14 protein-coding genes and 1 pseudogene are annotated in these 26,425 nt (G+C 72.2%); 5 read left to right on the top strand and 10 right to left on the bottom strand.

Annotated elements, in window-relative coordinates; all coding sequences use genetic code 11:
- Positions 1 to 853: 853 nt before the first annotated feature.
- The 4 genes and pseudogenes from ACFY30_RS11115 to ACFY30_RS11100 form a co-directional block, all read right to left on the bottom strand.
- Positions 854 to 1,924, bottom strand: a pseudogene (locus ACFY30_RS11115) (ABC transporter permease); the annotation flags it as partial.
- Positions 1,921 to 3,468 (bottom strand): sugar ABC transporter ATP-binding protein, encoded by a 1,548-nt coding sequence (locus ACFY30_RS11110; protein WP_390844906.1) that lies wholly within the window; start codon positions 3,466 to 3,468, stop codon positions 1,921 to 1,923. The pseudogene ACFY30_RS11115 and the gene ACFY30_RS11110, both read right to left, overlap by 4 nt.
- Before the next feature lie 45 nt (positions 3,469 to 3,513).
- Positions 3,514 to 6,357 carry a SpoIIE family protein phosphatase gene (locus tag ACFY30_RS11105; protein ID WP_390845271.1) on the bottom strand — a complete coding sequence of 948 codons (2,844 nt, stop codon included), beginning with the start codon at positions 6,355 to 6,357 and terminating at the stop codon, positions 3,514 to 3,516.
- A gap of 331 nt (positions 6,358 to 6,688) precedes the next feature.
- On the bottom strand, positions 6,689 to 7,615 hold the full coding sequence (locus ACFY30_RS11100; RefSeq protein ID WP_390844905.1) for a cyclase family protein: 927 nt from the start codon (positions 7,613 to 7,615) through the stop codon (positions 6,689 to 6,691).
- A gap of 159 nt (positions 7,616 to 7,774) precedes the next feature.
- Between ACFY30_RS11100 and ACFY30_RS11095 the strand changes: the two genes are divergently transcribed.
- Entirely contained in the window at positions 7,775 to 8,677 is a 903-nt protein-coding gene (locus ACFY30_RS11095; RefSeq protein ID WP_390844904.1) for an amidohydrolase family protein, read from the top strand.
- A gap of 309 nt (positions 8,678 to 8,986) precedes the next feature.
- Here ACFY30_RS11095 and ACFY30_RS11090 read toward each other — a convergent pair whose 3' ends face one another.
- Positions 8,987 to 10,342, bottom strand: a complete 1,356-nt coding sequence (locus ACFY30_RS11090; RefSeq protein ID WP_390844903.1) for a helix-turn-helix domain-containing protein — start codon at positions 10,340 to 10,342, stop codon at positions 8,987 to 8,989.
- Positions 10,343 to 10,770: 428 nt separating this feature from the next.
- Complete coding sequence (locus ACFY30_RS11085) at positions 10,771 to 12,027, bottom strand: phospholipase D-like domain-containing protein (RefSeq protein ID WP_390844902.1); 1,257 nt, start codon at positions 12,025 to 12,027, stop codon at positions 10,771 to 10,773.
- 499 nt (positions 12,028 to 12,526) lie between these two features.
- On the opposite strand from ACFY30_RS11085, the gene ACFY30_RS11080 reads away from it, so the two are divergent.
- Positions 12,527 to 18,904, top strand: a complete 6,378-nt coding sequence (locus ACFY30_RS11080; RefSeq protein WP_390844901.1) for an RHS repeat domain-containing protein — start codon at positions 12,527 to 12,529, stop codon at positions 18,902 to 18,904.
- A 131-nt stretch (positions 18,905 to 19,035) separates the two neighbouring features.
- On the opposite strand, the gene ACFY30_RS11075 is transcribed toward ACFY30_RS11080, so the two are convergent.
- On the bottom strand, positions 19,036 to 19,461 hold the full coding sequence (locus tag ACFY30_RS11075) for a secondary thiamine-phosphate synthase enzyme YjbQ (RefSeq protein WP_390844900.1): 426 nt from the start codon (positions 19,459 to 19,461) through the stop codon (positions 19,036 to 19,038).
- 85 nt (positions 19,462 to 19,546) lie between these two features.
- On the opposite strand from ACFY30_RS11075, the gene ACFY30_RS11070 reads away from it, so the two are divergent.
- On the top strand, positions 19,547 to 20,644 hold the full coding sequence (locus ACFY30_RS11070; protein ID WP_390844899.1) for an NAD(P)-binding domain-containing protein: 1,098 nt from the start codon (positions 19,547 to 19,549) through the stop codon (positions 20,642 to 20,644).
- Positions 20,645 to 20,656: 12 nt separating this feature from the next.
- Here ACFY30_RS11070 and mltG read toward each other — a convergent pair whose 3' ends face one another.
- Complete coding sequence (gene mltG / locus ACFY30_RS11065) at positions 20,657 to 21,511, bottom strand: endolytic transglycosylase MltG (protein ID WP_390844898.1); 855 nt, start codon at positions 21,509 to 21,511, stop codon at positions 20,657 to 20,659.
- Positions 21,512 to 21,574: 63 nt separating this feature from the next.
- Positions 21,575 to 23,377, bottom strand: a complete 1,803-nt coding sequence (locus tag ACFY30_RS11060) for an ABC transporter ATP-binding protein (RefSeq protein ID WP_390844897.1) — start codon at positions 23,375 to 23,377, stop codon at positions 21,575 to 21,577.
- Positions 23,378 to 23,470: 93 nt separating this feature from the next.
- On the opposite strand from ACFY30_RS11060, the gene ACFY30_RS11055 reads away from it, so the two are divergent.
- Complete coding sequence (locus ACFY30_RS11055) at positions 23,471 to 23,920, top strand: MarR family winged helix-turn-helix transcriptional regulator (RefSeq protein WP_390844896.1); 450 nt, start codon at positions 23,471 to 23,473, stop codon at positions 23,918 to 23,920.
- A gap of 16 nt (positions 23,921 to 23,936) precedes the next feature.
- Here the strand turns inward: ACFY30_RS11055 and ACFY30_RS11050 are convergent, their stop codons facing one another.
- Positions 23,937 to 24,899 carry a LysR family transcriptional regulator gene (locus tag ACFY30_RS11050; protein ID WP_390844895.1) on the bottom strand — a complete coding sequence of 321 codons (963 nt, stop codon included), beginning with the start codon at positions 24,897 to 24,899 and terminating at the stop codon, positions 23,937 to 23,939.
- A 146-nt stretch (positions 24,900 to 25,045) separates the two neighbouring features.
- On the opposite strand from ACFY30_RS11050, the gene ACFY30_RS11045 reads away from it, so the two are divergent.
- On the top strand, positions 25,046 to 26,290 hold the full coding sequence (locus tag ACFY30_RS11045) for an MFS transporter (protein WP_390845270.1): 1,245 nt from the start codon (positions 25,046 to 25,048) through the stop codon (positions 26,288 to 26,290).
- Positions 26,291 to 26,425: the final 135 nt, after the last annotated feature.

The raw sequence follows: 26,425 nt of genomic DNA, 5'->3' as shown, positions 1-26,425 counted from the left end.
GGGTCAGGGTCCAGCTGCGGCTCCCGGTCCGGGTCCCGGTGTCGATCCGGGCCCCAGTCCGGCTCCCGGTCCCGGTCGGGGCCCGAGTCTCGGTCTGGCTATCGGCCCCGGTGCCGGACCGGGACCCGATCTCGATCTCGGTCTCGGTCTCGGTCCGGGTCAGGGTCCAGCTGCGGCTCCCGGTCCGGGTCCCGGTGTCGATCCGGGCCCCAGTCCGGCTCCCGGTCCCGGTCGGGGCCCGAGTCTCGGTCCAGCTCACGGCCCCGGTGCCGGACCGGGACCCGATCTCGGTCCGGGTCCGGGTCCGAGTCCGGGTCCGGGTCCGGCTCCCGGTCCGGGTCCCGGTCTCGATCCGGGCCCCAGTCCGGCTCCCGGTCCCGGTCGGGGCCCGAGTCTCGGTCCAGCTCACGGCCCCGGTGTCGATCCGGGTTACTGCCCGGCTCCCGGTCCCGGCCTCGGTCTCGCGGCCACCCCGTCCGGCACGCGCCGCTCGAACACTGCGAGCGCGCCGAGCATGCTCCTCAGGGCCTCCCGGGGCTCCACGGTCGTCCGGGGTCCGGTCCCGGCCCAGGTCCAGGTCTCGGTCCCGGTCGGGGGCCGAGTCTCGGTCCGGCTCCCGACCTCGGCCTCGGTCCGGCTCCCGGTCGGCTCCCGGTCCCTGTCCGGCTCCCGGCCCAGGTCCCGAGCGCGGTCGGGGTCCCGGTCGGGGTCCCGATCGCGATTCGGATCCCGGTCCGGATCCCGGTCCCAGTCCGGATCCCGATCCCGGTCTCGGTTGGGCGCCGGGTCCCGATCCTGGTCCGGCTCCCCTTCCCGGTCCCGGGCCCGGTCCGGGTCCCGGGTTCGGTTTCGGGGAGGCCGGTGGTTCGGGTGGTGGGGTGGGGGGTGTGTGGCGGGGCGGGGCGGTGCCGCCGCGGAGCCTGCGGCGGGCGGCGTAGCCGGCCAGGCCGACGGCGATGAGCAGGGTGCCGCCGTAGAACAGCGGGACCGTCCAGAAGTCGGCGCCCAGCTGTCCGATGCCGGTGAGACCGACGGCGAGGACGGCGACGGCCACCAGGGTGCCGAGGGCGTTGGGCCGCCCGGGTTTGATCGCGGTGGCGCCGAGGAGGGCGCCGGCGAAGGCGGGGAGCAGGTAGTCGAGGCCGACACTGGGATTGCCGAGCTGCTGCTGGGCCGCGAGCAGTACCCCGGCGAACCCGACGATCAGGCCCGACGCGGCGAAGGCGTAGACGGTGTATTTGCGGGTCGGGATGCCGACGAGATCGGCCGCGCGCGGGTTCGAGCCGACGACGTACAGGTACCGGCCGAGGGGCAGCCGCTCCAGCGTCAGCCAGAGGACGGCCGTGAGGACGAGGACGTAGAAGGCGGGCACCGGAAGGCCGAGGAACGTGGAGTCGTAGAGGTCGGTGAAGGCGGCCGGGAGGCCCTGGGGGCCGGGGACGATCCGGCTGCCGTCGGTGACCCAGCCCGTGACGGCGTACAGCATGCTGCCGGTGCCGAGGGTGGCGATGAAGGAGTCGATCCGGCCGAACTCGACGATGACGCCGTTGAGGACGCCCACGACCGCTCCCCCGGCGATCACCGCGAGACAGGCGAGCGGCCAGGGCCAGCCCTCGTGGACGACGAGCTGCATCACCATGACGTGGGCCAGGCCGAGGGCGTAGCCGAGGGAGAGGTCGAACGCGCCGGTCACGATGGGGACCATGGCGGCGAGCGCGAGGATCGCCGGGATGGACTGGGTGGACAGGATCGAGTCGACGGTGTCCAGCGTGGGGAACGTGCGCGGCAGGGCGAGGGAGAAGACCAGGACGAGCAGGGCGGTGAGGGCGAGCAGGCCGTAGGCCCCGACGAGCTGCCCGCCGGGCCTGCGCGGCCGGGTCCGGGTCGCCGGTGCCGCCGAGGGGGAGGAGGGCGGGGTCGTCATGGGGCCGTCCCGGTCGGGGAAGGGGGCATGGCCGAGGCCGCCCGGGTCAGCTCGGCGACCGTGAGGGCCGCGCCGCTCAGCTCGGCGGTGACGGTCCCGCGGACGAAGACCAGAGCGCGCCGGCACACACCCGCGATCTCCTCGAAGTCGGTGGAGATCAGCAGGACCGCGAGGCCCGCGGTCAGTGCCTCGTCGAGCAGGCGGTGGATCGCGGCCTTGGCGCCGATGTCCACGCTCGCCGTCGGCTCCTCCAGGATCAGCAGCCGAAGGCCCGCCCGCAGCCACCGGCCGATCATGACCTTCTGCTGGTTTCCGCCGGAGAGGACCGCGAGGGGGGCCTCGCTGTCGCGGGGGCGCACCGAGAACCGCTCGATCAGGGCGGTGGCCTCGGCGCGTTCGCGGCGGGGGCTGATCCAGTGCGGTGCCCGCCGGCCGCCCGCGCCGGGGTTGGCGAGGAGGTTCTCCCGGACGGTCAGCTCGGCGAGGCAGCCCTCGCGCAGTCTGTCGCCGGGCACGAGGCCGACGCCGAGTCGTACGGCGTCGGCGACCGTGCCGGGGCGGTACGGCCGCCCGCCCAGCCGCGCGTCCCCGGCGAGCAGCGGCCGGCAGCCGGCGAGGGCCCGGCCGAGGCCCAGGTGTCCGGCGCCCGAGAGACCGACCAGGCCGAGGGCTTCACCGGCCCTCAGTTCCAGGCTGACGGGTCCCGTGCCGGCGGTCCGCACGGCGTCGAGGGTCAAAAGGGCCGGTCCGAAGGGGGCGGCCGTGGCGGGGTGGTGGCCGGCCGGTTCCGCTCCGACGATGTCGTGCACCAGGCGGGCGGGGCTGTGGCCCGCCAGCGGGCCGTGACTGACGAGGCGCCCGTCGCGCAGGACGGCGAAGGTGTCGGCGACCTCGTACACCTCGTCCAGGCGGTGACTGACGTAGAGGACGGCGTGGCCCCGGTCGCGCAGGTCGTGCAGGACGCGGAAGAGCCGGGCGCAGTCCGGGGCCGGGAGGCGGGCGGTCGGCTCGTCCAGGACGAGGAGCCGGGCGCGGGAGGCCAGGGCCCGGGCGATGGCGACCAGGGACCGCTCGGCGGGCGCGAGCCGGGCGACCGGCGCGTCGGGGTCGAGCTGCGCGGCGACGGCGTGCAGGGCGTCGGTGCTGCGCTCGCGGGTGCGCCGCCAGGAGATCAGTCCGGCGCGGCGTGGATATCCGGCGCTCAGGGCGATGTTCTCGGCGACCGTCATCCACTCCACGAGACCGAGGTCCTGGTGGATGAAGGCCATGGCGCGGGAGGCGGCGTGGCTTCCGAGGGGGTGCCCGTCCACCGTGATCCGTCCCGTGTCGGCGTGGTGGACGCCGGCCAGCACCTTGATGAGGGTGGACTTCCCGGCGCCGTTGGGGCCGAGGAGGGCGAGGACGCTGCCGGCGTGGACGTCGAGGTCGACCCCGGCCAGCGCGAGGGTCCCGCCGAACCGCTTGCCGAGCCCGCGGATCCGGACCATTGGCTCCGACGCGAGGGGCGCGGCCGCCTTCGCAGACCGGTCGGGAGCGTCACGCATGAGCTGATCCTATAGGGATCATTCATTCTATTTCAGGCATTTGCCTCAGGCGCCGTCGAGCCCGCACTCGGCCCAGATGGCCTTGCCCTGCGGGAGGTAGCGCGTACCCCAGGTCCGGGAGAGCTGGGCGACGAGGAAGAGACCGCGTCCGCCCTCGTCGGTACTGGCCGCCCGGCGCAGGTGCGGCGCGGTGTTGCTGCTGTCGGAGACCTCGCAGATCAGGGTGCGCTCGTGCAGCAGGCGTACCCGGATGGGCCCGGCGCCGTGCCGGATGGCGTTGGTGACCAGCTCGCTCAGGATCAGCTCGGCGGCGAAGGCGGCCTCGTCGAGGCCCCAGTCGGCCAGTTGGCGCAGGGCGGCGGCGCGGACGTCTCCGACGAGGGCCGGGTCGGCGGGCAGCTCCCAGGTGGCGATCCGGCCCGGGTCGAGGGCGTGGGTGCGGGCGACGAGCAGGGCGATGTCGTCGCACGGGTGGGCGGGCGCCACGGTGTCCAGGATCGCCTGGCAGGTGTCCTCCGGTGTGCGCTCCGGGTGGTGGGCGAGGGCGCCGCGCAGCTGGTCGAGGACCACGTCGACGTCGCGGTGCCGGTCCTCGATGAGGCCGTCGGTGTAGAGGACCAGCTGGCTGTCCCCCGGGAGATCGAACTCGACGGCGTCGAAGGGCAGCCCCCCGAGGCCGAGCGGGGGCCCGGCAGGCAGGTCGGGATACACCACTTTGCCGTCGGGGCGGACCACCGCGGGCGGCGGGTGGCCGGCGCGGGCCATCACGCACCGCTGCGCGGTCGGGTCGTAGATGACGTACAGACAGGTCGCGCCGATGATGCCGGCGCCCTCTCCGTCGGGGTCCTCCCGGTCCAGGCGCCCCACCAGGTTGTCGAGGTGGACGAGGACCTCGTCCGGCGGGAAGTCGAGTTCGGCGAAGCTGCGGGCCGCAGTGCGCAGCCGGCCCATGGTGGCGGCGGAGAGCATGCCGTGGCCGACGACGTCGCCGACCAGGAGGCCTGTGCGGGCCCCGGAGAGGGGGATGACGTCGTACCAGTCGCCGCCGACGTCGGCCTCGGCGGGCAGATAGCGGTGGGCGACCTCGACGGTCTCCTGCTCGGGCAGCCCGTGCGGGAGCAGCCTGCGCTGCAGGGCCAGGACCATGGCGCGTTCGTGCGTGTAGCGCCGGGCGTTGTCGATCGACAGGGCGGCGCGGCCGGCGAGCTCCTGGGCCAGCGAGCGGTCGTCGTCGCCGAACGGGACGGGTTCCTGGGCGCGGTAGAAGCTGACGACGCCCAGGACGACGCCGCGGGCCACCAGCGGTACCGCGATGAGGGAGTGCACATGGGCCAGCAGCCGGCCGGTGTACTCGGGGTCCTGGGCGAGCCAGCCCGCGGCGCTCGTCAGGTCCGGTTCGAGCACCGCATGTCCGCTGGTCAGCGAGCGCCGCTGAGGCGCGGTCGGGCCGAAGCCGGGCCGCTCGCCGACCGGCGTGAAGGGGAGGTCGTCGCGGATGCCGTGGACCACGGTGCGGCACAGGTCGCCGACGGGGTCGGCGGCCTCCTCGCCGCGCAGCACGGCATCGGGCAGGTCGACGGTGACGTAGTCGGCCAGGCGCGGGACGGCCGTCTCGGCGAGCTCCTCGGCGGTGCGGCGCACGTCCAGGGTGGTGCCGATACGGGCGCTGGCCTCGGACAGCAGTTCCAGGCGGCGCCGCGCGGCCAGGGCGTACGCCCCCACCTGCGGCTCCCCCAGCAGGACGAGTTCTCTGGCCGGGGGCTGCGGTCCGGGCGAACCGTTCGTCGCGCCGTCGGGGCCGTGGGCGGGGGCGCCGTCGCCATCGGCGGCGCCCCCGTCCGGCGCCGCGGGGGCGACGGAACCGGCCCCCGGGGCGACGGCGAGCCGCGCGAGCCGCGAGACGGCGGCGGCCACGGCGGGGGGCTCGGCGGGCAGGCCCGGGAGCTCGGCCTCCCGGCCGGGGACGACCAGGGGCTCGGCGGATGGAAGACCCGGGAGGACGGCCTCGACGGCGACGCCCTCCACGCCCGAGGCACTCGTCATCGGGCGGCTCACGAGCGTGACACGGCGGCCGCCCGGCAGGCGCACGTCGACGGCGGCCCGCTGCGCGTGCGAGATCAGCTCGGCCGCCTTCTCCATGAGGACCGCCCGGTCACCGGCGTGCAGGTCGAGGGCTCCTGCGGCCGTCGCACGGCCGCCGCGCGCGCCGGCGGCGGCGGTCTGGGCATCGGTGGCGAGGTACGCCCGCAGCAGGGCACGTTCGCGCGCGGAACTCTGCCCCAGCAGCCGCCGCTCCATGGCCCTGGCCGCCCTGCGGATCACATCGCCCAGCGCCGGGTTCTCGAAGCCGCGGGGGTAGCCGAAGCACAGGACACCTTCGATGCGCCCGCTCAGCGGGTCACGGACGGGCAGCGCCACGCACGCGTTCGCCTGGGAGCGCTCCGCGAAGTGCTCGGCGCCGTAGACGCGGATGAGCTGCCGTTCCGCCAGGGCGAGACCGATGCCGTTCGTACCGGCGTGCTGCTCGGCGAACACGAAGCCCGGGACCCGCTGGATCGCCGGCAGCCGGTGCGCCAGGGACTCCTCGCCGAAGCGGCGCAGCAGGACCGTCCCGTTCGCGTCGGCGACGGAGATGTTGACCTGACTGCCGGAGAACAGGGACTGCAGCCGGTCGAGCACCGGCACGGCCGCGCGGACGAGACGGCCGTCCGCCTCGAAGTCCTCACGGAAGGGGAGGTCGGACTGGTCCGGCGAGAGCCCGAGAAAGCGGCAGCGCTGCCAGGAGCCGAGGATCGACGGACGCACCCCCTGGTCGACCGCCTCGCCCTGCAGAAAGCGCTCACGGAAGCGCGTGGGCCCCGTGCCGTTCGGCACCCGGCCCGCCGCCATCCGTCCGCTCCCGGACTGCACCACGTTCCGCCTCACTCGCGCCCGCGCTCATCACTCGCGTACAGGAATCCTTTGATGATTAATCCGACATTGACGAGGATACGGACATACGAGGCATGAGTCATTGCCTCGCCTTCCGCACGGCGACGGGGAGGTGGCCGGAGGGCGGCCGGTCGGACGCCGGACGGACGCCGGACGGACGCCGGGCGTCGGACGTCCGAAGTCGGACGTCGTCGGGTGCCGGGCATCGGGTGTCGGGTCCCGGGTGGCCGCGTCAGATGTCCGGTGCCGGCCGTCAGCGGCCGGGCGGACGTCGCGCCTCCGCGTCCCGTCACAGGACCGCGACCGGGCTGACCGGTGAGCCGGTACCGCCCGGGATGTTCAACGGTGTCACGACGAACAGGAACGCGTGCCGCCCCGCCTCGGCCGTCCTGGCCGCGAGGGCCTCCAGGTCGAGGTTGTCCAGCAGCGGCACCCCCATCGCGGCGACGGCCAGGACATGGACGGGTGAGTGCACACCAGGCACGGGCGAGGGCCGCACATCGCTGTCGCCGTCGCTGCCGAGCAGCGCCACACCCCGCTCGGCCAGCAGGGGCAGGGCCTCCACATGGAAGCCCGCGCTCGCCGCGCCGGAGTCCCAGGCGCCGAGTTCGGTACGGCGGCGGACGTGCCCGGTGCGCAGCAGCACGGCGTCACCCTCCCCGATCGTCACGTCGAGCGCCTTCTCCGCCGCGACGACGTCCCGGGCGCGCACCGCCCGCCCGGGGTCCAGCCAGCGGACCCCCAGAACGGCGGGGAGGTCCAGCAGCACGCCCCTGGTCACCAGGGGCCCGAGCGCGGACACCGCGCCGAAGCGGGCACCGGCCGCGTCGACGACGTCCCGTGCGATCCGGCCGCCGTAGAGCCGCCCCCGATAGGCGACGTGGCACAGCGCGTCGAGGTGGGTGACGGCCTTGCCGTGGTGCTCGACGGCGACGAAGTCCTTGTAGGTGGCGGGCTCGGGGCTCTCCACATCACCGAGATCGGTCATGTGGTGCAGGGCCGGTCTGGGGTTGTCGGGGCCGGGACGGGTGTTCCACGCGAGCGCCATCGGGACGACCGTCCCGGACCGCACCGCGGCCGTGGCCCGCCGCACGTGGTCGGCGGTCACCCGGTTCCAGGCGCCGCGCTCGGCCCGGTCCCAGCGGCCCCAGGTGCGCACCGCGTCGAAGAGGGCGTCGAACTCCCGGCGGGAGACGGCCGGCCCGTTGCCCGACATGGCTCCAGCGTGGCATCCGCCCGGCGCGTGCGCAGGACGGGTCGGGCCGGAGGGGGTGGACGGGGAGAGGGGGGACCGCGAGATCCTGGGTGCGGAAGATGTCCGGGGCACACCGCGCGCCTTGCGGGGCGAGGCGTCGGGCACGGCGGGAGGAGCGTCATGACCAGCGTCGACGTGCACCAGCATCTGTGGACCCCTTCGCTGGTGGCGGCCCTGCGGGCCCGGCGCGAGCCGCCGTACCTCGACGGCTGGACCCTCTTCCTGGACGGAGAGCCGCCCTACGAGGTCCCGCCCGCCGACCACGACGTCGCGTGGCGTGCGGAACTCGCCGCGGCCGACGGCCTCGGCCGGGCGCTCGTGTCGCTGTCCGCCCCGATCGGCGTGGAGTGGCTGCCCGCCGCCGAGGCCCAGCCCCTGCTCGACGCCTACCACGCCGGCGCGGCCGCACTGCCCGAGCCGTTCGGCGCCTGGGCCGCCGCCTGCGTACGCGAGGTCGACGCGGACGCGACGGCCAAGGAGCTGGACCGCGGGTTCGTCGGTCTCCAGCTCCCGGCGAACGCCCTCGCCGACGCGACGGGGTACGCGCACTGCGCCCCGCTGCTCGACCTGCTGGAGGAGCGCGGGCTGCCGCTCTTCGTGCATCCGGGGCCCGCGGCCGCCGACGGGTCCGAGGGTCCCGGGTGGTGGCCCGCGATGGTTCCCTACGTGCAGCAGATGCACGCCGCGTGGTTCGCCTTCAAGGCCTTCGGCCGGCCCCGGCATCCGCGGCTGCGGGTGTGCTTCGCGCTGCTGGCCGGGCTCGCGCCGCTGCACGGGGAGCGCTTCGACGCCCGGGGAGGACCACGGGAGAAGGCCGATCCGGACGTGTTCGTCGAGACCTCCTCCTACGGTCCGACCGCCGTCGACGCGGTCGTGCACGCTCTCGGCGTGGACGCCGTCGTCCAGGGCTCGGACCGGCCCTACGCGCGGCCGCCGCGCCACCCCGGCTTCGGCCTGGGCGGAGCCGCGGCGTACGCCTTCCGCATCGCCAACCCGCGGCGGCTGCTCACGGGAGAGGAGTGACCCCGGCCCGGGAAGCCCAGCGCACCTGACGGCCGGTCACCCGTCGGAAAAGACGCGGCATCTGCTGGAGATCGCGCCGTACGCGGCGGCGACGACGCGCCGTGATCGCGATGCCGTTCGCCGAACAGGGGCCACTCGTCCTGCCTGCCCGCCGCGCGTGCGAGGCGCGCCCGGACGGCACGAGCGCGCGGTCTTCCTCGCCATCGATCGCGATGGCCGGTGGCCGGGGGCCCTGTTCGGAGTCGTCCACGGAGGCTTCACCGCCCTGCCGGCACGAGGGCCACACGGCACGGGGACGGGACCGGGCCGTCACCCGGCGAGCAGGCCGGCGGCCGCTTCGGAGGGCTCCGAGTCCTTGAGCTCCGTCACCCTCAGCGCGTGGACCACGTCGGGGAGGCCGGTGCCCGTGGTGAGCAGGTCACGCTTCAACAGCCGTTCCGCCGTACGCAGCCGTGCGCGCACGGTGTTGCGGCTCAGGCCGAGGCGGGCGGACGTCCGCTGTGCGTCCGTGTTGGCGTCGATCCAGGCCGCCAGGGTGGCGTACACCTCGTGGTACCGGTCCTCGCGGAGGGGAAGCAGGAAGGCGTCGGCCCAGGCGACGGCCGCAGCGGTGCGCAGGAGTTCGTCCAGGGCGGGTGCCCTCGGCGGGACCACGAGGGCGGGGTCGGGTTCGGCACCCGCGAGGGACAGGGCGAGGTCGAGCGCGGCGCGTGTGCGTACCTCCCCGAGGTCCACTTGGAGCGCGGCCTCGGCCCTGCGGCAGTGCGCGGTGACCGTGGTGCGGCTGATGCTCAGCAGGCGGGCCACGGCCGTGCGGGGGAAGGCGACGGCGAGCCGGGAGATGTCCACGGTGGGCTTGGGCACATCGCGCAGCGGCGCGGTGAGCGCTTGCGCCCAGGCCAGGCCGGCGGCTCGGGGCAGCGCCTCGGCCAGCGAGGACTGCCGTTGGTAGGCGGCCACCCGGCCCGGTGAGCTGCGGGCGACGGCCAGGGCGTGCACGGCCTCGCCGTATGCGGAACCCGTCGCGGAGAGAGGGTGGGGGCGGCTGATGCCGAGGGCGTACCCGGGGTTGTCGTGCACGAGCCGGCGCAGCATCTCACCCTGCGCCGAGATCTCGCCCGGCTCGGCGGACTCGGGGACCAGGCAGATGAGGTGCTCGTCGAAGGCCGGGCAGTGCGCCATCAGGCCAAGCCCGTGGTAACCGGAGGAGTCCAGGTGGGATCTGACGAGCCGGTCGCGGTCGGCCGGCCGGCAGTGCAGCAGATGGACCCGTACCCGCTCGGATTCGAGCAGCGGCGGGACGTGGCCGGTCGTCATCCTTCGCGCAAGGGTGACGTCGCCGGTCATCAGGGCCGTGAGCACGGCGAAGCGCAACTGCCGGGCCTTGCCCTCGTACTCGCGCCTGCTGCTGTCGGCGGTCATCGCACGCCCCATCAGGTCGAGGAGCCCGCCGGCCTGCGATGCCAGGGCCGCGGCCTCGGTCGGCAGCGAGGCCGTGCTCAGCGTGACGAGAACCGCGCGCGGTTCATGCGGCCCGAAGCCCTCCAGCCGGACCTCTCGACCGTCCAGGTAGGCAGTGGAAGCCGCGAGACGTCCCGCGGCCACCTTCGACAGGGGCTCCGCGAGCGTCGTCAGCATGGTCACCGGAAGTCCGGCGGTCGCCACGGCGGCACCTCCTCCGGGCACCCACGCCATGTCTGCCCCGATCCGCGAGGCCACCCATGCGAGCACCTCGTCCGGGCACGTCTGACGCCGCACCAGCCGCAGGAGCGCGTCGAGATCCTCCCGTCCCCCCACCGTCCGCACAGCCCGTCTCACCCTTCCGGTACGGCCACCTCTTGCCCGACCGCACTTTACGACACCTTTACCGGATGCATGGCTGAGGGGTACCGGACGCACAGGTTCAGGTCGCGTCGAAGGGGTGAGCGTCGGCCGAAGCGGGCCGTAGGGGAAACGAGCAGGTTTCGCCTCGGAGCAGTGGGACGGAGCGCCTGCGTTCTTCCCGTCCGGAGCGGAAGTGGAACGGCCCCCGGGAGGCTTCGGCGGTCCGCCCCGCGCACCGGCGGGGCGGACCGCCTTCTCGGTGCCGCCCCTCACACGCCCTTGCAGGCCGGTGTGTCGTCGGCGGTGCCCGGGACGGCGGCGGCCGTCACCGCGCTGAAGTTGGCGCCGTACCGGTCGTGGACGGCCGTGTTGTCGATCTTCAGCAGCGCCTCGTCGTTCTCCCGCAGGGCGGGGCCCGAGTAGTTGTGACTGCCCGTCCACACCAGCTTGTTGGCGGTGCCGGCGTACTTGCCGTCGATCAGCAGGTACTTCGAGTGCACCGTGGAGTTCGTGGTCGTGGAGTCGTTGTCCTCGTCGTGGTTGTAGCAGCGGACGGTGGGACCTCCGGCCGTGTGCAGGGTCTCCCAGGTTCCGGGGCTGCCGGTGCTCGCGGCGCTGTCGGACTCGGCGTAGACGATCTGGACGTCACAGCCGGCCTTCTTCAGGGCCACCAGCTTGTCGGCGACCCCCTGCCGCGTGATCTTCAGCACGGCCACCCGGACCTTGCTGCGCAGGGTCGTGCCGCCCTCGGTCCAGGTGCAGGTCACCTCGTCGAGGATGTTCCAGATGGTGTCGGAGCTGTTCCCGGTGCCCGGTACATAGGGATAGAAGTACGCCTTGTACGGGGAGAACGTGGCCGTCGTGTACGACCACGAGTCCCAGTCCTGGGCCGCGAGCTTGCCGAAGTAGGACCGGTAGGCGGTGTAGATGCCGGTGTTCTGGAGGAGCACCGCGTCGTTGGCCATACGGCTGTACTGAGAGGGTGTCAGGTTCGACGAGGTCTGGACGACCAGGTTCGACGCCCCGTCGACCTGGGAGAACAGGAAGAACTTGTTGTGGTTGATGGACGCGCCGTTGGCGGGGTCGCCCAGGCAGGCCCGGCCCTGCGGGCACAGTCCGACGAATGAGCTCTGCGTGCGGTCGGTGCCCAGGGCGTCCCGCAGAATCCCGTAGGACGGGTTGGACGGGTTGCTGCTGACGCTGGTGGAGTCCAGCAGCACCCGTACACGGACCCCCCGTTCGGTGTGCGCGGTGGCGAGGGCGCGGGCGATCGTCTCGTCCCACATGTGGTACAGCGCGACGGTTATCTCGGAGTCCGTCGCGGCCGAGTCGACGAGGCTCAGGATCTGAAGCCGTATCGCCTGCTGCTCCTGGGTGGTGCCGGCCGGGTCGTTGAAGACGGTGCTGATCTCCGGCAGCGCGGCGGCCGCCTCGGGAGCGTTCATCGCCTGCAGGCCCGTCACCAGCAACAGGGCACTGAGGACGGTGGCGGACTTGCGTGGTCTGAAGCGCGACGCGACGAGCATGGCTTCCCCTCCCCGCCAGAAGTCGGCGCGTGCGGAAGGCCGTTCGCCGGCATCCCGCGTGCGTCCCGGAGTTCTGGCGGCGTTTCGCTGATCTCTGACGTGACCGCTGGATCTTGTCAGATGTGAACGCCGACAGGCAGGAACGAGACGGTGGATCAAGGCGAGCCCGGCCTGCCGGCGCCGGGCGACTCGCGCGATCCGTGCCCCTTTGTCCCCCCTTCATGCCCGCCGCACTGGTCACCTTGCACGGTCCGGAGCTGAATCTGGCCACCGTGCACAGTGGCCGGACGACAGGCCTCCCCTTAGCGTGCGCATGACGGGCACCCAGGTCAGGCCGCTGTAACGGTCGTTGGGGCCGCGCCCCCTGACGGCATTACCGCCTGTCGACATCGCGCGGCCGTTCCTGATCGCGGGGTTGGCGCACGGCACGGCCGCCCGGGTGCGACGACCGGTGGACAAGGGTGCCGGTGATGGGTTGTCGATGTGGGATAGGAGCCTCGTGAGACCTTTTCGTTCGCGAACTCTCGCTGCTCTGGTCAGCAAGGGACTGCTGGCCGGGTTGCTCTCGGTGGTGGTGTTCGCGCCCGGTGCGGCCGTGGCCCTGCCGGACGGCAGGAAACCGAGCGTGCCGTCACGGGCACTGGGCTCTCCGGTGCCTCAGCCGGCGGAGCCCACCCTGACCGAGGCGCCGAAGGTGTCGTGGCCCAAGGCGGGGAGGGAGACAGTCGACTTCGGCGCGGTGCCGGCCGCACGGCGTGCCGCGCGCCCGGTCGCCGGCGAGGTGTCCGTGGTGTCGGTCCGTGAGACCGGCGCCGGGAACCGGCCGGCGGGCGGGGCGCCCGCCAAGGTGGATGTCGAGGTCCTGGACCGCAGGAAGGCCGAGGCGGCCGGTGGTGTCGGCCTGGCGCTGAGAGTGGCCCGCAAGGACGGAGGGGAGACCGCAGGGAAGGTCGACGTCTCCATCGACTACTCCGGCTTCGCCCACGCCTACGGCGGTGACTTCGCGGGCCGGCTGCGCCTGGTGAAGCTGCCCGCCTGCGCCGCCACCACCCCGGAGCTGGAGCTCTGCCGTGACGGCGAGGACGTCGCGGCGGTCAACGACACCGAGGCGGGCACGCTGACCGCGACCGTGGAGGCGGCCCCCCAGGTCGAGCGGCTCTCCGGAATGGCGGCCCTGTCCGAGCCCGCGGTCTACGCGGTCGCCTCCGGGGCGTCGTCCGACGACGGCGACTACCGGGCCAGCACACTGTCGCCCACCGGCAAGTGGGACGTGTCGCTCGGCTCGGGCGCCTTCACGTACTCGGTACCGGTCGAGGTTCCGGAGCCGCCGATGGGCGAGGCTCCCGGCCTGTCGCTGAACTACAACTCGCAGTCGATCGACGGCCGTACCTCCGCGTCGAACAACCAGGCGTCGTGGACCGGGATGGGCTGGGACCTGAACGCCGGCGGCTTCATCGAACGGCGCTACAAGAACTGCACCCTGGACGGTCACGCGACCTTCGGTGACCTGTGCTGGGACTCGCCCAACTCCTCCGCCGAACCCTCGGGTGCCGTCTACGTCATCAACCTGGACGGGCTCTCCTCGGAGCTGGTGCAGGACAAGACCGGTGACGGCTCCTACCACGTCGAGGACGACCCGGGCTGGCGGGTGCAGCGACTCACCCATGACGCCGACGACTGGTCCAAGGACTACTGGGTCGTCTCCCACCAGGACGGCACCCGTTACTACTTCGGCTGGGGCACCTCCCAGCGCACCGGCGCCGCGACCCACTCGACCCTGCGGGTGCCCGTGGTCGGGGACGACACGGGCGAGCCGTGCCACGGGCAGTACCCCGAGCCGTGCCGGCAGACCTGGCGCTGGAACCTGGACCGGGTGGTGACGGCCAACGAGGTGGAGAACGCCTACTTCTACGAGAAGGACACGAACCACTACCGCTCGGTCGCCGCGGCCGACAGGGCCCGTTCCTACGACAGCGCCGGTTACCTGACACGGATCGAATACGGCTGGTCCTCACAGATCGCGGGGGCGCAGCTGCCGGCGAAGGTGGAGTTCCAGACCCTCAACCGGTGCGTGGAGCGGATGGAGGAGAAGGACCCGCTCGACAACCCCACCCCCGACTGCCCGGCCATCGACGCCAAGCCGGCGTCGTACCCGGACGTGCCGGTGGACCTGATCTGCGACGGTCCCGAAGACGGTGAGTCCTGCGCGGGCAAGACGTACTATCCGACGTTCTTCCAGCGCAAGCTGCTGTGGGACATCAAGACCTACGTCCGCGACGACGACACCGCGGACTGGGACCTGGTCATGCAGTACCAGATGAAGTACGCGCTGGTGAACCCGTCCGGCTCGGTCAGCGGGCAGCTGTGGCTGGACTACATCCAGCGCCGCGGCTACGCGGGCACCGACGTCACCCTCCCCACCCTCAACTTCAACGGGGAGTGGCAGGACAACAAGGTCGGCGACGGTGAGCTGAACTTCCGCCGCGTCAACAAGGTGTTCACGGACACGGGTTCGACGATCACCGCGACCTACGGGCACGCCACGGACGGCGACGGCGCAGTCTCCCGCCAGTGCGACGAGAACAACCCGCCCTCCCAGTCGGGCAACGCCTTCGAGTGCTTCTGGCAGAAGTGGACGCCGGACGGCAGCGAGACGGAGAGGACCGGCTGGTTCAAGAAGTTCGTCGTCACCAAGGTCGTCGTCGACCCCGGGGACCTCACCGAGGGCAACCCGTCGATGACCACGACGTACCAGTACGACGGCGCGCCCGGCTGGCGCTTCACGGCCGACCCGCTGGTCGCCGACGAGGACGAGAGCTGGTCCGAATGGCGCGGCTACGGCCGGGTCCTGGTCACCACCGGCGCCGGCGCCAACAAGCACTCCACCTATCACTGGCTCTATCGCGGACTCGACGGCGACCGCACTTCCAAGACCGATGCCTCGCAGACCCGTTCGGTGAACGTCACCGACTCCGAGGACGTGCAGTGGAAGGACTCCGCCTGGCTGGCGGGAAAGACTCTGCAGACCTCCACACGCGACCACGACGGAAAGTCCCAGCAGCGGCAGTGGCACACGTACTGGGTGCACACCACGGCCCGGTACACGGGTCTGCCCGACGCGCGCTTCGTCCGTGAGACGGAGGTGCGCACCCTGGACAAGGTCCACACCTCGACCGACTCCGACACCTCCACCTGGCGCGAGCACGTGACCCAGTACGAGTACGAGGAGGCCGAAGCCGCCAGCGGCACCTTCGGCCTGCCGCTGCGCACGGACGAGTGGGGGGCGACCGGAGTCTCCGACAACCACTGCACCGAGTACGGGCGCGCGTACAACACCGGGACGCTCGACTCGACCGGCGCGCAGCGCTGGATGGTCTTCCCGGACGACGAGCGGCACTACACCGTCTCCTGCACCACCCAGGCGGAGGACCAGGCGAACGGCCAGGACACCCTGCACCAGGACCGGCGCAAGGTGACCTTCTACGACGGCGCGACCTCCTTCGCCGAGAACGACGCCAGGCTCAGCGACGGGAACGCGACCCAGATACGCACCCACACGGGCGCCGCCGCCCACCGCACCACGCGGGCCGAGTACGACGCGGCCGGACGCACCGTCAAGGCGTGGGACGGCAGGAACAACCTGACGACCACGACGTACACCCCGGCCACCTCGTGGCCCCTCGACGGTGTGGCGACGACCACCCCCGACCCGGACGGGACGGGTGGTGCCGGCCCCATGACCACGACGGAGTACATCTCCCGGTACTTCGGCCAGCCGTGGAAGGTCGTCGACGTCAACGGCCGCACCAGCCGCGTCGTGTACGACGCCGTCGGCCGTATGTCACAGGTCTTCAAGCCCACCGAGGCGGCCGACTACCCCGACGGGAACCCGTCGATGCGGTTCGCCTACAGCATTCCGACGGCGGCCTCCGCGACCGGGGTACCGGACGTGGCGACCGGCGCGGCGATGAAGGTCACCTCCGAAACCCTCCAGTCCGGCTCCTCGTACATCAAGTCGGTCGGCTACTACGACGGACTGGGCCGGGCCCGGGAGACGCAGACACCGGCCCCGTCGGGGACCGGCCGGCTGGTCACCGTCACCCGCTACGACTCGTCGGGGAACGTCGCGGGCACGTCCTCGGCGTTCTACAACTCCGCCGCCGCCGGATCCGGCCTGGTGAACCCCGCCGTCGCCGACATCCCGTCCTACACGGACGTGGTGGCCGACTGGGCCGGGCGCACGACCCTGTCGCAGGTCCAGGTGAAGGGAGTGCCGCAGGAGGCGGGTAAGAGCGTCACCCGCTACCTGGGTGCCGACCTGGTGACCGAGTTCCCGCCGGTGGGCGGCTCCACCGACACCTACACCGATGTCTACGGGCAGAAGGTGCGCCTGGTGGAGCACATCGGCGCCGAATCGCTGACCACCCGCTACGAGTACACCCGAAGCGGTCAGCTCAAGTACATCCACGACTCTCGGGAGAACACCACTCACTACACCTACAACTGGGCCGGTGAGCGCGTCACCGCGGACGACCCGGACGCGGGTGACTCCACGGCCGTGTACGACGACAACGGCAACCTGAGTGTGACGACGGACGGGGCGGGGAGGGTCCTGACCCGGGAGTACGACACGCTGAACCGGCTGAAGAAGACGCTCGAGGGGAGCACGGTGGTCGAGGCCCTGGCCTACGACTCCGCCGAGGGCGGCAAGGGCCTGCTCGCCTCCTCCACCACCCACTCGGGCGGCAAGGCGTACGTCTCCAAGGTCAACTCCTATGACGCCAGGGGCAGGATCACCTCCAAGTCGGTGACCGTGCCGGACGACGGTTCCGGACTGAACGGCACCTACACGTTCGGCTACGGCTACGACGCCGCCGACCATCTGACCTCCGTCGCCCACCCGGCCGTGGGCGGACTCCCCGCGGAGACCGTCACCACCGGCTACACCACGCAGGGCCGTGTCGCCTCGCTCACCGGCGGTCTCGGCACCTACCTGGCGGGCACCGCTTACGACGACCACGGCCGGGTGACCTCACGTTCACTGGGGACGGCCGGCAACGGCACCTCCGTGACCCGGGCCTACGCCTACGACGACGCCAACGGCAGCGGCTGGCTCAAGAACATCACCACGAGCACCCTGACGGCAGGCGTCACCCGGAAGGTCCAGGACGACACACTGACCCGCGACAACTCCGGACAGGTCACCGCCGCCCGGGAGAACGTCGCCGGCCAGCAGGAATGCTTCCGCTACGACGACCTCGACCGTCTCACGGACGCCTGGACCACGGCGTCGACGACCTGCTCCGCCACCCCGGCATCGGACTTCACGGGTCCGGATCCGTACCAGGTGAAGCACACCTACGACCGGCTGGGCAATCTCCAGTCCGTCACCGACACCACAAGCTTCGGGAGCACCACGAAGAACTACACCTACCCCGGCTACAGCGCGGACGAGCAGACGTACACCCCGGACCAGCCCCGGCCGCACGCCGTCGCCAAGGCCGGTGACGACAGCTTCTCCTACAACGACGCCGGACAGATGACGGGCCGGACCGTCAAGGGCGTCTCCTCCGTTCTGGAGTGGAACGGCCAGAACAGGATCAGCAGGATCACCCAGGACAAGCCGACCGGCGACGAGGTCTCGACCTACGTCTACGACGCCGATGGCAACGTCCTGCTGCGGACCTCCCCGACGGAGAACGTGCTCTACCTCGACGGGCACGAGGTGCACCGGGCACAGGGCGGGACGCCGAAGGCCACCCGGATGTACGCGGCGAACGGCACCTCGGTCGCCCTGCGCGTCGCGGACGGCTCGGCGAACGGCACCCTGACCTGGCTGCTGGGCGACACCCAGTCCTCCACCAGCCTGCTGATCAGCATGGCAGGCGTGGTCACGCGCCGCCGCTACAAGCCCTTCGGCGAGGACCGCAGTGACAGCAGCGTGCTGCCGTCGGCGACGGACCGGGGCTTCCTCGGCAAGCCGGAGGACGACGGCACCGGGCTGTCGCTGCTGGGCGCCCGGATGTACGACGCGTCACTGGGCCGGTTCCTCAGCTCCGACGAGCTGGCGGACCCGTACGACCCGCAGGGCCTGAGCGCGTACACCTACTCGCTCAACAACCCGGTGAACTACATGGACGAGACGGGCCTCTCCTCGAAGGCCGTCAACGCGATCAAGCGGGCCGCCCGGGCCATCGCGAACAGGGCCAAGGAGGCCGGCGCACGGGCCGCCACACACCGCAGGTTCGTCGCCGCACGGGACCGCGCGGGCGAGATCAGCAGCAGGGTGCCCGTCAACGTGGGTCCCTACGAGATCGTCGCCATCTTCGCGACCGGAGGACCCCCGAAGCTGCGCATCAGCAGTGACAGCGACCTCGTCGAGGACCTTCGCTTCGAGGACCACTTCAGGAAGTTCCGCCGGATCATCCAGAAGCTGGTCAGGGACAAGGGATTGGGCGCGACCGGTCTGGCCGGCCACTACCACAAGAAGCACTCCAGGCGGAACGACTGGGAGAAGGCGTGGGAGGGCCTGACCGACGTGACCGGATACCTGACCGCGGGCATCTACGGAGGCCGGCCGTCCAGCCTGGCCCTCGGCTCCTACGACCTCGACTACGAGATCCTCGGACTGAGCTGCTACAGGTCCACGTCGGAATGGGACAACGGCGGCATCAAGGCCTCGGTCGAGGTGACCGTGACCAACAAGATGACGGTCGAGTCGGCGACCCGGTCACTGTCCGACGCCGGTTACGAGAAGGGCGAGAGCAATGCCGTGATGAAGGGTCTGTCGGACGCCGCGAAGAGCCTCTTCCCCGACGGGCAGCAGCCCATCGAGGTCGAGATGACGTGGACGGAGGACGTGTACGTGCCCAACTGACCGCGCCCCCGTCACGGCGTGCTCGTCCTCGGCCGACGGTGGCCGGAGGATCTGTGAGGCGGTGAGGAGGCGGCGCAGCCGCCCGGAACCGGGTCCGCGGGCCGACGCACGCCGTCGGCCCGCGGGCCACGTCACTGACCGAGGAAGCTCAGTCGCACCTGGCGGTCGGGGTTGTCCTTGTTGGTGTCCACCAGGCACACCGACTGCCAGGTGCCCAGTTCCAGCCTCCCGCCCACGACCGGCAGGGTCGCGTGGGGCGGGACGAGGGCCGGGAGGACGTGGTCGCGGCCGTGGCCGGGGCTGCCGTGGCGGTGCTGCCAGCGGTCGTCGGCCGGGAGCAGGGTGTGCAGGGCGGCGAGGAGGTCGTCGTCGCTGCCGGCGCCGGTCTCGATGACGGCGATGCCGGCGGTGGCGTGCGGGACGAAGACGTTCAGCAGGCCGTCGCGGCCGGCCGCCGCCTCCCGCAGGAAGGCCTCGCAGTCCTGGGTGAGATCGACGACCCGTTCCCGGGTGCCGGAGGCGACGTGCAGTACTCGGGTGGTGAACGCATCTGACATGCCCCCATCCTGACCCACACGCCGGGTTCCACACCCGCTGCGCGGCCCGGGGAAGATCCGCCCGACCCACGCTGTTGGTAGAAGCGTGAACGAAACACGTGAGGTCGAGGTGGTCGTCATAGGCGCCGGTCAGGCGGGTCTGGCCGGCGCCTATCACCTGCGGCGCACCGGCTTCGAGCCCGAGCGTGACTTCGTGGTGCTGGACCACGCGCCCGGTCCGGGCGGCGCCTGGCAGTTCCGGTGGCCCTCCCTGGCGTACGGCACGGTGCACGGGATGCACGCGCTGCCGGGCCTGGAGCTGACGGGGGCCGATCCCGCGCGGGCCTCGTCCGAGGTGATCCCCGAGTACTTCGACGCCTATGAGCGCGCCTTCGGTCTGCGGGTACGGCGGCCGGTGGACGTGCGCGCCGTGCGTGAGGGGTCCGGGGGCCGGCTGCTCGTCGAGACGTCCGCGGGCATGTGGTCCACGCGCGCCCTGATCAATGCGACGGGGACCTGGGACCGGCCGTTCTGGCCGCGTTATCCGGGCCAGGAGACCTTCCGCGGACGGCAGTTGCACACCGCGCAGTACCCGGGTCCCGAGGCGTTCACGGGCCGGCGGGTCGTCGTGGTCGGCGGCGGCGCGTCCGGTACCCAGCATCTGCTGGAGATCGCGCCCCACGCCGCGGCCACGACGTGGGTGACGCGGCGCCCGCCCGTCTTCCGTGAGGGGCCCTTCGACGAGGAGGCGGGCCGTGCGGCGGTCGCGCTGGTGGAGGAACGGGTACGGCGGGGACTGCCGCCGCGGAGCGTCGTGTCCGTGACGGGGCTGCCGCTGAACGACGCGATCCGGCAGGGGCTGGCGGACGGGGTCCTCGACCGGCTGCCGATGTTCGACCGGATCACTCCTGAGGGTGTGGTGTGGAACGACGGGCGGCACGTCGACGCCGACGTCATCCTCTGGGCGACGGGTTTCCGGGCCGCCATCGACCATCTCGCGCCGCTGCGGCTGCGTGAGGGGGGCGGCGGGATCCGGATCGACGGCACCCGCGCGGTCGCCGACCCGCGGATCCATCTGGTGGGCTACGGGCCCTCCGCCAGCACCATCGGCGCCAACCGGGCCGGCCGCGCGGCCGTGCGGGACATCAGACGGCTGCTGGCCGAGGGCACTGGGGAGCCGGACCGGGAACCGGTCGCCGCCTGACGTCCCGTCGCGTCACCCGGACGCCTTCGCCGCCGGGCTCCGCTGGTTCCGGTTGAACTCGGCGACGTTGCGCTGGTGCTCCTGGAAGTTCGCGGTGAACCGGGTGTCGCCCGGCTTGACCGTGACGAAGTACAGCCAGTCGCCGGGAGTGGGGGCGATGGCGGCGCGCATCGCCTCCTCGCCGGGGTTGTCGATCGGCGTCGGCGGCAGGCCCATGCGCTGGTAGGAGTTGTAGGGGCTCTCGATCCGGATGTCCCGCTCCGTGGTCCGCACCGTGGAGCGGTTCAGCGCGTAGTTGATGGTGGAGTCCATCTGCAGCGGCATGCCGCGCTCCAGCCGGTTGAAGACGACCCGGGCCACCTTCCCCATGTCCGCCTTGGTGGCGGCCTCCGCCTGGACGAGGCTGGCGATGGTGACCGCCTGGTAGACGTTCATCGCGTTGCGCTGGGCGCCGGCGGCGATCGGGGCCCTGTTGAACTTCTTGTTCGCCGTGTCGACCATGGAGGCCAGCAGCGCCTCCGGGGTCGGCTTCTTGTCCAGCGGATACGTCGCCGGGAAGAGGTAGCCCTCCGGGTTGCCCTCGGCGTCCTCCGGCAGCTTCAGGGCGGCCTTGGGCAGCGCCTTCCTGGTGGTGCCGGCGGGCAGGGCGAGGGCCTTGTCGACGGCCTGGTAGATCTGGCCGGCGCGCCAGCCCTCCGGAATGACCAGGGTGGCCGGTTTCCTCGGCGCCTCCTTCTCCGTCTGCTCCGGGCTCAGCAGCGGCACCGCCACGGCGGTACCGGCCACGACGGCTCCGGTCGCGACGAGGGCGAGACGGCCCCGGCGCGTCAGTCGAATCGTGCTCCGTGGCGGAGTGTTCTTCTGCATGCGGGCACGGTAACTCTCACATCATCCCAAAACCGGCACACCTCTCCGCAATCTGTCATATCGTCATCTTGTCGGCTCCAGGCTGGCATCCCGTCGCACCAGGGCCGCGTACCGCCCGTCCCGCGCCAGCAGCTCCTCGTGCGTGCCCCGTTCGGCCACCCGGCCGGCGTCGAGGACCACGATCTGGCCGGCGCCGCGGACGGTGGACAGCCGGTGGGCGATGGTGAGCGTGGTGCGGTTGGCCGAGAGCGCGTCGATGGCTTCCTGGACGGCGTGCTCGGTGCGGGTGTCCAGCGCGCTCGTCGCCTCGTCGAGGATCAGCACCGGCGGGTCCCGCAGGATGGTGCGGGCGATCGCCAGACGCTGCTTCTCCCCGCCGGAGAAGCGGTGGCCGCGCTCGCCCACGACGGTGTCGTAGCCGTCGGGCAGGGCGGCGATGTGGTCGTGTATCTGCGCCGCCCGCGCGGCCGCGTACAGCTCCTCGTCGGTGGCGTCCGGCTTGGCGAAGCGCAGGTTGTCGGCGACCGAGGCGTGGAAGAGGTACGTCTCCTGGGAGACGACGCCGACCGCGCGCGCGAGGGTGTCGAAATCGAGGTCGCGGACGTCGACGCCGTCCAGGGTGACCCGGCCGCCGGTCACGTCGTACAGACGCGGCACCAGGTAGCCCAGCGTGGACTTGCCCGCGCCGGTCGGGCCGACGATCGCGAGGCTGCCGCCGGCCGGCACGGTGACGTCGATGCCCTCGAGAACGGCCCCGCCCTTGCCGTCGTAGGAGAACGCGACGTCCTCGAAGCGGACCTCGCCCTTGACCTGGTCGAGGTGGACGGGGTCCGTGCGCTCGGTGATGTCGATCGGCAGGTCGAGGTACTCGAAGATGCGCTGGAAGAGCGCGAGGGAGGTCTGGATCTGCACACCGGTGGCCAGCAGGCTGACGGCAGGGCGGAACAGGCCCTGCTGGAGCGAGACGAAGGCGACGATCGTACCGAGGGAGACGTCCGGACCGCCGAGCTGCAGGGCCGTCCCGGCCGTCCAGTAGATGACCGCCGGCATCGCGGCCATGACGATCGTGATCACGGCCATGCGCCAGCGGCCGGCCATGTTGGACTTCACCTCCAGCTCGACCAGGCGCTCGGACTCCCCGGCGAAGGACTCGGTGAGCGAGTCGGCGCGGCCCATGGTGCGGCCGAGCAGGATGCCGCTGACCGAGAGGGACTCGGTGACCGTGGCGGCCATGGCGGCCATCTGCTTCTGGCGCTGGGTGGTGATCTTCTTGCGTTCGTTGCCGACGCGGCGGCTGATCCACACGAAGACCGGCAGCAGCAACAGGGAGACGACGGTCAGGCGCCAGTCGAGGGCGATCATCGCGATGATCGTGGCGACCACGCTGGTGAAGTTGGAGACCAGGGAGGTGGCCGTGGAGGTGACGGTGGCCTGCATGCCGCCGATGTCGTTGGCGATGCGGGACTGCACCTCGCCGGTACGCGTGCGCGTGAAGAACGCGAGGGACATGCGCTGCAGCCGGCCGTAGACGGCGGTGCGCAGGTCGTGCATGACGCGCTGGCCGACCGTCGTGGAGATCAGCGTCTGCAGGACACCGAAGACACTGCTGAGGACGGCGCTGAGGATCATGCCGAGGGCGAGCAGGCTCAGCAGACCTGTGCGCCCCTGCGGAATGGCGACGTCGAGCGTCTCCTTCAGCAGGAAGGGCGTGGCCACCGAGACCAGCGAGGCGGCGCCGACCAGCAGGCCGACCACGGCGAGACGGCCTCGGTAGGGGCGGAAGAGAGCGAGGATGCGGCGCACCTGCCGGGGCTGTCCCTCGGCGTCGGCGGACGGGGTCCAGGAGTCTGGCTTGTCGGGGTGCATGGGCTCCTACGGGAGGTGAGCGGGAGGGACGGGCGGAGCATAGCTCATTGTTACCTATGCTCACAATGAACTGCATCCTGATATTGTTCCCGCATGACCACCCCCGATTCCGACAGTGTGCTCGCCGAGCAGCTGCTGCGGTTCACCCGCCGGGTGCACCGGATCCAGAAGCGGCACATCGAACAGTGCGGCCTCGGTGTCACCCCGGCCCAGTCCCGCCTGCTGCGCACACTGGCGTGCTACAGCTCCCCGCCGCGCATGGCCGACCTGGCCGAGCGCCTGGAGGTGGTCCCGCGGGCGGTGACGACACTCGTCGACGGCCTGGAGGCGGGCGGCAAGGTCCGCCGGGTCCCCGACCCGACGAACCGCCGGGTGATCCGGATCGAGCTGACGGCCGACGGCGACAAGGCGCTGCGTCAGCTGCGGGGGGCGCGGCGGTCCGCCGCGGAGGAGATCCTGGCCCCGCTCACCGACGAACAGCGCCAGGTGCTCGGGGGGTTGTTGGACACCCTGGTGGACGGGGTGCCGGACAGACGCTGCTGAGGCGGCCGCTCCCGGCTCACTCGCCGTCGGCGGCCGGCGGCGTCCGGCGCGGAATCACCCAGCCCGGCACCCAGGTCCCTGCACCGTCGTGGCCGGCCGCCGCGGCGGCGAGGTGGGCGCGGAGGGTGGCCAGCGCCGGGTGGGGGTTGTCGCGGTGCCAGAGGAGCGAGTGCGGGTAGACGGGCGTCGGACCGGTCACCGGGATGCGGCGCAGGCCGTGACCGGCGGGCCAGATGAGGCGGGTGTGCTCGCCCATGAAGGTGGCCAGGGCCGGCGTGTCGGCGATGGTGTCGAGGAGCGCGTCGGAGCCGAAGTTGGGACCGGTCGCCTCGATGGTGAGGCCGAACTCGGCTGCGAGGTCGTCGTAGTAGGCGCCCCACTCGGTACCGGGGACGATGCCGGGCATCCAGATCCGGTGCCCGGCAAGCCGGGCGAGGGGCACCGACCGGGCGCCCGCCAGCGCGTGGGCGGGGCCGGTGAGGAGCTGGAGCGGCTCGTCGAGCACCCGGACGGACTCGAGTTCCTCGGGAAGGGGCCGGCCGGGCGCGGCGACGGCCCGGAAGGACGCGTCGATCGCACCGGAGCGGAGGGCTGCGACGGCCGTCTCGATGCCCAGCAGCATCACCACGTCGAGGTCGATCTCGGGGTGCGCGCGGTGGAAGCCGCGCATCAGGCCCGATGCCGCGCCGCGTGAGGCGATCACGTCGACGCGCAGCGGACGGCGGCCGGGGCGCACGGACGCGACCGCGCGCTCGGCGACGCGCAGCAGCTCGCGCGCGTGGGGCAGGAACGCCTGCCCGTCGATGGTGAGCTCGGCGCCGCGGGGAGCGCGGGTGAACAGCCGCGCGCCGAGGGTGCGCTCCAACGCGGCGACGCGCTTGGAGACGGCCTGCTGGGTGACCGACAGGTCGGCGGCGGCCTTCTGGAACTGCCCCGCTTCCGCGACGGCGGCGAAGGTGCGCACTGCTTCGAGATCCACGACGAGCCACCCTAGACCTCACCCCGTGAGCTCGGTGAACAACGGATGGTTGTGCATGACCGGCCGTGCGGTTGTTTGACCTGCCGCTGTGCGGCTCGCTTGGCTCTCACCGGTCAACGTCGGTTTGTTCTCCGGGAGCGCGGAGCATCGTGGGCAGAAGACCGTTGGGCCGGGAGTTCGGCTGGTTGTGGGCGGCGTACGCGGTGAGCGCCTACGGGTCCGGGCTGGGGTTCGGGGCCTTGCCGCTGATCGCCGTGCTGGTGTTGCGTGCCGGCCCCGCCGAGGTGTCCGCGCTGTCCGCGGTGGGGCCCGCGGTGGGTGCGCTGATCGCGGTGCCCCTCGCGCCGTGGGTGGAGTTCCGGCGCAAGCGCCCGGTCATGATCGCGATGGACCTCACCCGGTTCGCGGTCATGGCGACGATCCCGCTCGCCTATGCCCTGGATCGGCTCGGTTTCGTCCAACTGCTCGTGATCTCGGCCGTGGTCGCCGCAGCCAAGATCGCGTTCAACGCGGCCGGGGGCGCCTGCCTCAAGGATCTCGTCCGGCCGGACGACCTGCTCGTGGCCAACGCGCGGTTCGAGTCCACGAACTGGAGTTCCATCGCGGTGGGGCCACCCCTGGGCGGGGCGGCGATCGGCTTGTTCGGGCCGATCGCCACCGTGACGGCCGACGCGCTCAGCCACCTGCTCTCCGCGCTGGGCATCACCGCCATCCGGGGCCGGGAAGAGGCACCGCGCCCGACCGGCAGGGACCCGGTGCGAGCCGGCGCACTGCTCGACGGCTGGCGACACGTCATGGGCCATCGCGGTCTGCGGGCGCTCTACCTCAACAACATGCTCGTCTCCGGTCTGATCATGGCCACCGAGCCGCTGCTGGCCGTGCTCCTGCTGCGCCAACTCGGTTTCCCGCCCTGGCAGTACGGCCTCGCCTTCGCCGCCCCCTGTGTGGGCGGGCTCATCGGCTCCCGGCTGGCCCGCCGCGTGGTGGCCCGCCACGGCCGTCACCGGGTCTTCCGGACGGTCGGCACCCTGCGCGTCATCTGGCTGATCGGCCTGGCCTTCGTCCGTCCCGGCGTCGTCGGTCTCGTCACCGTGATCGCCGTCGAGCTGGCGATCATCGTCAACATGAGTCTGTACACCCCGGTGCTCGCCACCTACCGGCTCGAACACACCCCCCGGCATCTCGTCGCCCGCACCCTGTCGGCCTGGTCGATCGGCCAGCAGGCGGCCATCGCCGTCTGCACCGCGCTCGCCGGTCTGCTCGCCGACGTCACGAGCCCCCGCACCGCTCTCACGGTCGCGGGACTGCTCATCCTGACCACCCCGTTCCTGCTTCCCCGGCACGACCAGACGTCGCAGCACGAGCCGGAACCGTCCCGCGGCAACCCGTAGGACCCTCATCGGCTGCGTGGCAGGGGATGCCCGGCCGGTCGCGCCGGTCCGGCGCCCCTTCGGGCAGGACCGTGGTCCCGCCTTCGAGGCCGCGGGGGAAGTGCGCGGGCGGCCCCGCGCGCCGCGGCCGCCCGC

Origin of the sequence: Streptomyces sp. NPDC000345, assembly GCF_042898825.1 — a bacterium.
Taxonomy (GTDB): Bacteria; Actinomycetota; Actinomycetes; order Streptomycetales; family Streptomycetaceae; genus Streptomyces.
Note: the sequence above shows the minus strand (reverse complement) of the source record. Positions and strands in the feature narration are given on the sequence as shown.

What these genes read in the sequence shown, in the direction of transcription:
- ACFY30_RS11100 (WP_390844905.1), bottom strand. Translation starts at nt 7,615, where the DNA reads ATGTCGGGCAACGGGCCGGCCGTCTCCCGCCGGGAGTTCGACGCCCTC.
- ACFY30_RS11055 (WP_390844896.1), top strand. Translation starts at nt 23,471, where the DNA reads ATGACCACCCCCGATTCCGACAGTGTGCTCGCCGAGCAGCTGCTGCGG.
- ACFY30_RS11075 (WP_390844900.1), bottom strand. Translation starts at nt 19,461, where the DNA reads ATGTCAGATGCGTTCACCACCCGAGTACTGCACGTCGCCTCCGGCACC.
- ACFY30_RS11060 (WP_390844897.1), bottom strand. Translation starts at nt 23,377, where the DNA reads ATGCACCCCGACAAGCCAGACTCCTGGACCCCGTCCGCCGACGCCGAG.
- mltG (WP_390844898.1), bottom strand. Translation starts at nt 21,511, where the DNA reads ATGCAGAAGAACACTCCGCCACGGAGCACGATTCGACTGACGCGCCGG.
- ACFY30_RS11110 (WP_390844906.1), bottom strand. Translation starts at nt 3,468, where the DNA reads ATGCGTGACGCTCCCGACCGGTCTGCGAAGGCGGCCGCGCCCCTCGCG.
- ACFY30_RS11085 (WP_390844902.1), bottom strand. Translation starts at nt 12,027, where the DNA reads ATGCTCGTCGCGTCGCGCTTCAGACCACGCAAGTCCGCCACCGTCCTC.
- ACFY30_RS11095 (WP_390844904.1), top strand. Translation starts at nt 7,775, where the DNA reads ATGACCAGCGTCGACGTGCACCAGCATCTGTGGACCCCTTCGCTGGTG.
- ACFY30_RS11105 (WP_390845271.1), bottom strand. Translation starts at nt 6,357, where the DNA reads ATGGCGGCGGGCCGGGTGCCGAACGGCACGGGGCCCACGCGCTTCCGT.